The 10,403-nt window shown below is 36.1% G+C and carries 5 protein-coding genes; 2 read left to right on the top strand and 3 right to left on the bottom strand.

Going from position 1 to position 10,403, the window contains the following annotated elements:
* The first annotated feature begins 199 nt into the window (after positions 1–199).
* Positions 200–691 carry a helix-turn-helix domain-containing protein gene (locus ACP6PK_RS25385; protein ID WP_426563741.1) on the top strand — a complete coding sequence of 164 codons (492 nt, stop codon included), beginning with the start codon at positions 200–202 and terminating at the stop codon, positions 689–691.
* A gap of 259 nt (positions 692–950) precedes the next feature.
* Positions 951–1,385 carry an NADAR family protein gene (locus ACP6PK_RS25380; protein ID WP_426563739.1) on the top strand — a complete coding sequence of 145 codons (435 nt, stop codon included), beginning with the start codon at positions 951–953 and terminating at the stop codon, positions 1,383–1,385.
* 284 nt (positions 1,386–1,669) lie between these two features.
* On the opposite strand, the gene ACP6PK_RS25375 is transcribed toward ACP6PK_RS25380, so the two are convergent.
* The 3 genes from ACP6PK_RS25375 to ACP6PK_RS25365 form a co-directional block, all read right to left on the bottom strand.
* Positions 1,670–3,157, bottom strand: a complete 1,488-nt coding sequence (locus ACP6PK_RS25375; protein WP_426563737.1) for a DEAD/DEAH box helicase — start codon at positions 3,155–3,157, stop codon at positions 1,670–1,672.
* A 1,293-nt stretch (positions 3,158–4,450) separates the two neighbouring features.
* Positions 4,451–5,764, bottom strand: a complete 1,314-nt coding sequence (gene rimO, locus ACP6PK_RS25370) for a 30S ribosomal protein S12 methylthiotransferase RimO (RefSeq protein ID WP_426563735.1) — start codon at positions 5,762–5,764, stop codon at positions 4,451–4,453.
* 1,418 nt (positions 5,765–7,182) lie between these two features.
* Positions 7,183–9,954 (bottom strand): dynamin family protein, encoded by a 2,772-nt coding sequence (locus ACP6PK_RS25365; protein ID WP_426563733.1) that lies wholly within the window; start codon positions 9,952–9,954, stop codon positions 7,183–7,185.
* Positions 9,955–10,403: the final 449 nt, after the last annotated feature.

Here is a 10,403-nt window from a genome sequence, read left to right as displayed (position 1 = left end):
TATGATGTCAGATGCGTATTAATAATTTATAATTAAAGGTAAAATACTATTAAAGATATCCATTGTTATTAATGATTTCCCTGTAGCTGTCAGATTCCATTTAAGACGCCGTAGGCTAGGGGATGCTTAACAAAAATTTACAAAAAAAATGAGTAGACCAAAGAACTGCCTTGTAAGTTTTTAATTTTAGATAACTACGATGCCCAAAAATGTCAAACGTCGAAATCCAAAGTCCAAAGATAACTGGAAACGTCCTCCTGATAATCAGATACCAATGTTTGTTCGTAGTGAATTAGATGATTATGGGCTAAATCTCTATGAATTTAGAGTATTAGCCCATGTCATCCGCAGGGCAGGCTCAAAACTAGACTCAAAACACGGCTGTTACGAAAGCCAAGGCAGAATAGCTGAGTTTTGTGGGATGAGCCAAAGGATGGTATTAGAAGTTCTCGGAGTGCTATGTGAGGCTGGTATTTTGCGAAAGGAATCCCACACTGGGAAACGCACCAACGTTTATCGTCTTAATCCTGGGAGCGAGTGGAAACACCCTAAAGAGCTAGAAAATATTCGTCAGAGGAGAAAATCTCCTAAAACTAAGAAATTTCAAGAGAAAAACGAACAAGTTAACGAAACTGAAGCTATAGAAGTAGAAGTTATTTCGGAAAAAAACGTATTAGCTGAAGAGGAATAATTTTCCAACCTTTGGAAGTAGTTAATTTATGTAGCCAACCAAAGCAAATATGACTAATTTAGTTAAACTATTTTTATCAGATTAATTATTTCTTTTACCAAAGTAATTATCTCATAGGGGTTTGACCGCCAAACCCCTAAAAAATCATTTACTCATCATAAATAAACCCTATTTATCTAAAATATTAAAGAGGATAACTTTGAAACTAATCTTATTATAATAAGACTGTTATTTTATCATATTAATAGTTCAAAAAATTATGACAATTTCATTTTATAGCACCCTCAGCAGATACGGCTGTTTCTCTAATTGTTCTGCTCACGGTTTTGAATTAGACGGTTGTTGGTGGGCAACCAGCGAACATTATTTTCAAGCACAAAAATTTCCTGATACCCCTGATGTTGAGGAAATTCGTCTGGCAGCAACACCTGGAGAAGCAGCAAATCTGGGGAACGATCGCGATCGCCCATTACGTTCAGACTGGGAAGAGGTCAAATATGAAATTATGCGAACGGCAGTATTCAACAAATTTGCGACTAATACTGAAATTCAGAAAATATTACTGTCTACTGGGGATGAGGAAATAGTTTATAAATCTCCAGTAGATTTGTATTGGGGTCAGAGAAAAGACGGTAGTGGAGAAAATAAATTAGGCAAAATTTTAATGGAAGTGCGAGATATGTTGAGACAGTAATCTTCATTGTAATCCTTTCCCTTCTTCCTTCTTACAGCGCTTTTGCTGATTGATCGCCTCATGTCATAACCAAAACACTGTAGGGGCAAATGACCATTTGCCCCTACAGAAATGAAAATTGCTGTCAAAAAAATTAGAGACGCGATCGCTCACGTCTCTAAAATTCCTATTTTTCTCTATTCTGTAGGGACGTTGCATAACAAAAATACATTTTCGTATAGGGAATGCTCCGCAAACATGTCGCGCAGCAAAAACGTCCCTACCTACTCCCTACTCCCTATTCCCTAATTATTCTGTGAAACCGATGCCTCTTCTACATAAGTCTCATCCTTTACTTTCTGATTTTTATCAGAATAACTTTGATTATTAGACTTCTTAGGTGGCTGCTTTTTCAATTTTGGCTTTGGTGTGTAGTAATCAGAATGTTCTTCCTCCTGAGCATAATCAGGTCCCATCCAAGCAGGACGAGTTTCATCATAAGCTATCTGTAAAGCAGCAGCAGCAACTGCATGAGGTTCATACTCTTCACCCAACTGAGCAATCAACGGCAAGAAAGAAGCCATCCGCTCACCGCTCAGAGCATCTCGCACCTTATCTTGTAATTTCTGTAGTTGTCGAGCTTCAATTTGAGAACGCTTAGGAATTGAACGAGTATCTAAACGTTGACGCAAATGACGTTCTATCAACCGCAACTTCCGCTTATCCGCAGGGTGAATCAAGGAAATTGCTGTTCCTTCGCGACCTGCACGACCTGTACGACCAATGCGGTGAACGTAACTATCTACACTATCAGGTAAATCGTAGTTAATCACATGAGTTAAATGATCCACGTCTAAACCACGAGCTGCAATATCAGTTGCCACAACCCAACGTACTTGTTGATTGCGGAAGCGAGTTAACAACCGTTCCCTTTGAGATTGGTTTAAGTTGCCGTGATACTCATCAACACTATGACCTGCTGATTGTAATTGATTTGTCAGTTCCGCAGCAGCTTGCCTTGTGCGGACAAATATCAAAGCTGCTTCTGGGTCTTCTAGTTCTAGAATTGGCTGTAAAGCTTTTCCTTTGGACCAACCACGAGGTACTATGTACGCGGTTTGAGTGATGCGCTTCGGAGTAGTTTTTTGTTGGGCTACTTTAACTGTTACTGGCGATCGCAAATACTTATTCACCAGTTTCCGGATTGAATAATCCATAGTAGCGGAAAAGAAAGCTGTTTGACGTTCAACAGGTGCAGCGTCCAGAATTTTTTCCACATCTTGAATAAAACCCATGCTCAACATTTCGTCAGCTTCGTCTAAAACCATCATTTTTAAATGATCTAGTTTCAAACTATTCCGATTCAGCATATCTATAATTCGCCCTGGTGTTCCCACTACAATATGAACACCCTTTTGCAAACGCTGAATTTGGCGTTCAATAGACTGACCGCCATAAACAGTTAGAACAAATAATCGCCGTTTACTCGGAATTTTGCTATCCACACCAGTAAATTGACGAATCGCTTCTGTAACTTGCAGTGCCAACTCACGAGTAGGAGTTAAAATTAACGCTTGAACTGCGTTGGTATTTAGATCGATCCGCTCCAATATGGGTAAAGAAAAGGCTGCTGTTTTACCTGTTCCTGTTTGAGCTTGACCTACAATATCCGTTCCTGCCAGCAAATGTGGTATTGCTTCACCTTGAATCGGAGTAGGTGCAGTAAAACCAATTGTTTCCAGATGATTTGCACGCTCCTCTGAAATTCCTAAACTTGCGAACGATAAATCCATTAATTCTCCTATGTAAATAGTTTACATTTGGTTCCTTTCTCACCCAACTTGGAGGCGGATTTATGGTCAACCATAGCTGCTCATAAGCCCTCACTAGCTAAAGATTTCCAGCTTATTTACTGTCGTTATAGCTAGCTTATTGGTAGGGCAGTATGCCTTCGCCACTCACAATTTACACTCAACTGATAGCACTGGAGTTTACTCCTAAAAGTTAAGTAATGTCTGTGTTTTCTCAAAGGTTAAGTTTTAACCTGAAGAGATAACGATAGATTGAGTTCCCAACGATACTCTAAGGCAAGAGCGCGGGATTTGCAAACCTGACGGCAATAGTTTCTGTTTCTTAAGACCTGCTTTTCCAAGTTAGGGATAATTTAAGAATTACCACTACACTCTTCTGGTATTGCCGAATAATTAATAATGAATTAATTCAGGTTAAAAGCTTCCCCGGATATGGGAAGAAAATGCTAGAATCTTTCGTTTATATTCAATCAAGAACATTTTTAACCAGAGCTAATTATCAATTATCCATTATCAATTATCCATTAATGAAGGTCGCTCCACAGTACATGGCCAATCTAAAGGCTTTCGTTGTCACCGCTAGCCGAGCGGCCAAATTGTTTTGACAATTTGTTAAATCTATTTTGTAAGTAGGCAACATGACTCAGCATTCCCAGAGAAGGTTCTTTTACAGAAAAACCCTGGTCTTCTGCCGAGATTTTGATAAAGGCCAAATGCCCTGTTCCTTTTCTCCCTCGTTGGGTACATTAAGGCAGGTTGGAGCCTCTGTTTAAAAGTAATAATCTGTTGTGCATCTTTTAAGTTGCCTATTGAATAAACTTAAGGGAAATTTCCTTTTTTTATTTGCTTAAGCGCATCATCGCACTTCAGCATTAGTCTCAATCAGCAGTTTAGATAATCTACAGTTTCTTACTCTCAGTGGCCCCTACTAAACTTCATAATCATTTACATAATAACAAATCACTTAACATTTAGTGGATTTTTTACACATTTTCCTCAACTTAGCTCTTTTTTTAGATACTAGATTTTATGATAATCATCATTTTTTACTGCACCAAACGAAATGAGAAGTTAGTAGGCGTGGATGGCCATTTCCCGGCGCGATATGTTTGCGTAGCATTGCGGAGGAAAATGCCCTTACAGAGGTCAGAAGTTGTTTTTGTAAGGGGATTAGAACAATAATAATTAGGGCAATCAACCCTGTTTCTTGTTTGGGTGGGTAAGTCCTGAAAGTTTTACCACACTCCAGAATTATTGCTGATTACCCAGAAAAATTTAATTTACATAACCATATAAATCGTAAATATCTGCATCTGTAATTTTTACTGGAACAATAGACCCTAATCTGGCCTCTCCTTGAGCATAAACCAGTCCATCTACTTCTGGAGAAAACCTGGCCGATCTACCAATTAACTCTCCTGTTTGAGGATTTTCTTGTTCAATTAGCACATCAACTACTTGACCCACTGATTTTTGATTTTGTTGCCAAGATATGGACTGCTGCACTTCCATAATTTCTTTCTGGCGGGCATCCATTACTTCTTGGGGCAACTGATTGTGCAAATTATAAGCAGGGGTTCCCTCTTCTGGAGAGAAAGTAAAGACTCCAACATGATCGAATTCGTGACGCTTGACAAATTTAACTAAATGTGCATGATGCTCTTCCGTTTCACCAGGGAAGCCTACTATAAAAGTTGTCCGCAACACGGCGTTGGGCATAGTTGCTTTAATTCTTTGGATTATATCATCATTGACCTGACCTTGCCAAGGTCTATTCATGGCCCTGAGAATTTCGGGATGAGAATGTTGTAGGGGCAAGTCGAGATAGGGTAAAACGTTGGGAGTTTCTTGGATGGCGGTTATGACTTTGGGTGTTAAACCAGTTGGATAGGCGTAGTGCATTCTAATCCAGGGTATATCAATTTGTCCCAAGGCGCGGAGAAGTTCGGCCAGTTTTGGTTGGCCGTAAATATCGACTCCATAGTTAGTGGTTATTTGGGAGATGAGGATGATTTCTTTAACGCCCTGGTCTGCTAGTTGTTGGACTTCGGCTACAATAGATTCTATGGTGCGCGATCGCTGATTTCCTCGGAGATGAGGAATGATACAGAAGGCGCAACGGTAGTCACATCCTTCGGCAATTCGTACATAAGCAACGCCTTCGGATGTTGTACGGTAACGGGGGGTTGTTTCGTCAGCGATGTAAGTTGGTTCGGGGGTTACTTCTTGGACGCGATCGCCTTTTTCGACTCGTTGCATCACATCTACTATTTTATGATAATCACCAGTACCGACGAGTGCTACTGCTTCTGGCAATTCGGCGAGTAATTCTTCTTGGAAGTGTTGTGCCATGCAACCTGCGATGACTATTTTTTTATTAGCTTCGGCTAATTCTACTAAAGTACGGACAGACTCTTCTCTAGCAGCTTGAATAAAACTACAGGTGTTAACAACAACGTAGTCTGCTAATTCTTCGTTAGCATCTACTGAATAACCTGCTTGTGCGAGTAAACCGATGATATGTTCAGTATCGATGCGGTTTTTTTCGCATCCCAGGTGACTAAATGCAATGGTAGGTTTTGTAGACATTTTAGTTATGGATTTTTATAAGCAACAGTTTTTCAATATAGCACAATAAAATTAATAATTAATAATTAACAATTAACAATTAATAATTACAGTAGTTTCCGAAGCTATGAGGTACAGTTGTTTTGATTTTTTTGTATTCCCTATTTCTTTCATACCTGTTCCCAGTTAAGTGTTCCCTGTTCCCTCAAACCTAAAATTTTGTACCTCATAACAACGGTAAGCGCTGTAATAATTAACAATTAATAATTACCTCTTCTGTAATAGAAGGATCTGCTCACAGAATTTTTTTTCTTTTTTCTCCATGAATGGATAGTCTTTATACTTGGATTTTTCAGTAATTCATTAATTGATAATTGATAATTACCTCTCCCTAAAAGGGAGAGGATTGAAACTCTAAGGAACAGATTTATTTCTCTTGGTTGATTGGATATGGCGTTAGCGGAGCGGCTCTGTTAAGAGCGGGAAACCTCGCCATCCCATCCTAACGGACTGCTCCGCAAACAACCGCTTTTTCCCCTTTCAAGGGGAGGCTTTAAACCTGAATTATCTAATTATTTAATTGTTTAATTATTAATTATTTCGGTAAGAAGTAATACTATTTATCAAAAACTTTTCTACATTTTATTGAGTAGGGGAGTGAGGGACGTACGGATGTTGGATACAACGTCCGTACAAATAAGAATAATTAACAGTCTTCGTGGCTTAAATTAGCAAAAAAGTTATTTGAGCTGTGTTAATTAGTTAATAACTGAAATTTCACCCAAGTATAGCGTTCTTTTTAGAAATTGGTATAAGAAGTAAGAAAGGGTAAACATTGAAAAAAATGGAAAATGATAGAGATAGTTATCTAAAATAAATTGGAACAGCTATTTTTTAGAATATCTGTATCAATATATAGATTCTTGTAATACCAATTCCCATGCATTAATGCTATACTTGATTAATACTTCAGTTATTAAATAATTACCTTGGGAGAATTACCTTTTTGCTGATTTGAGACAATTTAATCTTTGATTATCCTTATTTTGACTTCTCCCGTACGGACGTATCGCTGCGCGACATGTTTGCGGAGCATTCCGGGACGGAAAACGCATTTTTGTTATGCAACGTCCCTACACTCTCCTACTCTGAAATAGATAAAGTTTTTGAGAAATGGTATAACATTCTTTTTTTAAGTGGTATTATCTGAACCATCTATAATGTTTTATAGTGTTATAGCAATCCTATTTTAGTTGTAATATTTTAGTTGTAGGGGCTATTCGCGTTTGCGGAGCATGACCTGAGGAAATAGCCCGTACAGGAGTCAGGAGTCAGAATGTTCAAAGCTTTCAGTTGAAATTAGCTATTATAAAACTTATCACAACCTATTTGGGATTGCTATATTCGATCATAGAGGTCTCTAAAATTAATTTTCTAATTTATTTTAGACGCATATCTCGATATATTTCAACCATTTTTCTTCCTCCTTCCTCCTTCCTTCTTCCTTCTATATATTTCAACCATTTTTCTTCAACCATTTTTCTTCTTCCTTCTTCCTTCTTCACTTCTTCCTTCTTTCTTCTTCCTTCTTCCTTCTTCACTTCTTCCTTCTTTCTTACTTCTTCAATTTGATTTGTTATTTGTGTAAGTTCCTGTTTTTTCTCAACGATTATCTTTTTTTCTAACTTTAATTGTTCCTGAGTTTCTTTCTGAACTTTATCTTCTTGTTCTAGAAGATTTTCGTAAATCAATATCGCCTGTTCAATTACTTTACTTGCTGATTTAAACTGACTGTAGAAAACCTCAGCAATATTTTCACAAATCCGATTAAATATTTCTCTAGTAGATTTATCAAACTTCTGAAAACACGCATCATAAACTTGCTGTTTAATTTTTATTTCTGGATTCTCTTCATCAGGACTCATACCAAAAAATGAGCTAATCAAAGCCACAGCACCTCCAGTTAAAAGTATTGGTAAAAATCCTACTCCTGTAAACATAAATAAAGCACCTGCAGTTAAACCACCTAATGTTAAATTTTCCCATAAACCTCCTCTTTTACTATCATCATAATTTTCTCCTAACTTAGTTATTGAAGAAATATCTAATCCACCTCCTTTAATATTTTCAATTGCAAAATCAAATTGCTCATTCAAGTTAGAATGGATTTGACAATCTACTGCTTGCAAATCCATTCTAATAAATTCTAGATTTTGATATACTTCCTTAGTTAAAATTTCTAAATTATTCACCAGAATTTCTTTAACTTCCTGATTACTCCAGTTTTCTAATTCAGTTGCCAGAGAACTTGCAAATTCTTCGGCATAATCTTGAATAACTTTTTCCTTATCCCAGAGAAGAGAATGTTCTGAATACCATTCATCCCTTTTTTCCTCTAGGCGATCGCCTAATCCTTCTACCCATTTCTCCCAAGCTTCAGCAGCTTGTTTAATAGTCTGATTTTTTAATTTTTCAGTAGTTGATAAAATTTGCACATCTCGTCCACTAGCATCCTCTATTTTTTTTAATATTTCTACTTTTGCCTCTACAGACAAATACACCTTACCATCTAAAACTTTTTCGGCTCGATCTAATGCTTTTATTCCCTCAGTAATCAAACCATTAATCTTAGTAAAAATTTGTTGAATTTCTACAGCACCCCGCTCAACTGTCAAAAACTTTTCTATCGAGTGGGTAAAATTATTAAAGTAAGTCAAATATTCATTTTCTTCACTTTCTAAAATTCCATCTAAAGCAGCTTGAGCAGAAAGAAAATGTAAACGACTTTCATCAGCAATAATTGGTTTTTCACCCAACAGAAAATTTTCTAATCTCTTTCTAATTTGCTGGCGACTATTTTCATTTCTAACTAAATCCAGAAAATTCACCAACACAAATAAATTATCAGCAGGTAAATCAATATTATTACCATTTAGCTGCGACTTCACAGTTTGAATTAACTCTTGTTCCCCTAGAGTTAATGGACGAGAAGCATTAGTTAAGAAAATCACCGCATCAGTATCTTCTAATAATTTTTTAGTAATAGATATGCGGTCTGGATGTTCATTTAAACCAGGAGAGTCAACAATTTCTACCCCACTTTGACATAACTCTAAATCTGGATGTTCAAAAAATATCTTTTCTAGCTCCGAGTGTGCTAATTCTTCACTTATATTTCCTAAAGCTGCTCTTTCTGAAATAGTTGCTTTTGACTGATATTCTGTTAAAGGAATTTCTGCTTCTTTCCCATCTTTATAATGACAAACAACTCGTTTTTGTTCCCCATATTTTAAAACTGTAACTGTGCTACTACAAGGAATTTCTCTGACTGGTTGAATTTCCTCTCCAAGTAAAGCATTTAATAAAGTTGATTTACCTTGACTAAATTCTCCAATTACTGCAATGCGTAATTTTTGGGATTGTATTTTTTCTAAGATTTTATCTATTTCAGATATTAATGTATTAGGCAGTAAATCTCGCTCAGTTGATTCGGCAAATATTTTATATGTTTGGTTGCAAATATTTTCTAATTCCTGTCTATATTTTTGAAAGTCTTTTAACCCTTGATAAACAACAGTTTGTTTTAGATGATTTGTTCTATTTTGTTTTTGCTTGTGACTGGGCAAAAGTGAATTTAGCATTTCACTAGCAGCTTTAACAAAAATATTATCTAACTGATGGAAACGCGCCGGGTTAAGTAAATATTTAACTTCATCTATAGATTTTTTATCAAGATTGTCTTGATGAATAAATCCTGATTCTAAAAGTTGTAAACTTTGGGGTTGAACACCTAATTTTTTTCCCACAATTTCTAGATATTTTTTCTCCCGCACATCCATATCTCCATCCGCAGCAGACATTTCATAACCAAAACTAATTAATAACAATTTTTCTGGAGTAGAAAGAGGAGGAATTAATTTCAATATTGTCTCAATTTTTTTGTAAAGCTGTTGCTTAGATACTCCATGAATCATTAATTTAGTTAATTCCAAAACATTCCCTTTAGGTGGAATAAATTTATGGATAGTTATTTTTAGTCTCGCTTTTTCTTCTTCTACTACTTTTCCATCTGCATAGATAACACCTATAAGTATAATTACTAGATTTGCTAAAAACAATACGGGTGGCGTAATATCCTTTTTAGTCAATTTTTTTCCAGTAATTAGGGAGAGTAATTCTACTGATTCGGTGCTAATTTTGGCAATATCCATAAGTCTGTAGATGCGATAGTTTAGTAGTGTTTTTTTATTATACCTAAGTATCAGTTATGGGAAAGTAAAAAATGTACAATTATATAGCTAGGATGATAAAAATCTTAATTTGTTGATAAAAAACTATACTAAATGACTTATATAGTAATTCTATTTAAGTTTTAATGTTGTAATATTTTCTCGTCGGGGTTTGGTCTCCTTTGGAAAAGTTATATAGTAATCTTATTTAAGTTGTAATATTTTCTCGTCGGGGTTAGGTCTCCTTTCCCCAAGTAAAAATGCTATTGCTAATTCTGCTAATTTTGAGGTGCTAAAATTCGGAGCGTCGGAGTTTGGTCTCCTTTGGAAAAGTTATATAGTAATTCTATTTAAGTTGTAATATTTTCTCGTCGGAGTTTGGTCTCCTTTGGAAAAGTTATATAGTAATCTTATTTAAGTTGTAATATTTT

Origin of the sequence: Dapis hubbardiae BLCC-M172 (assembly GCF_050016015.1) — a bacterium.
In the GTDB taxonomy this organism is placed as follows: Bacteria; Cyanobacteriota; Cyanobacteriia; order Cyanobacteriales; family Microcoleaceae; genus Trichodesmium.
This window is presented reverse-complemented; position numbering and strand designations above follow the sequence as displayed.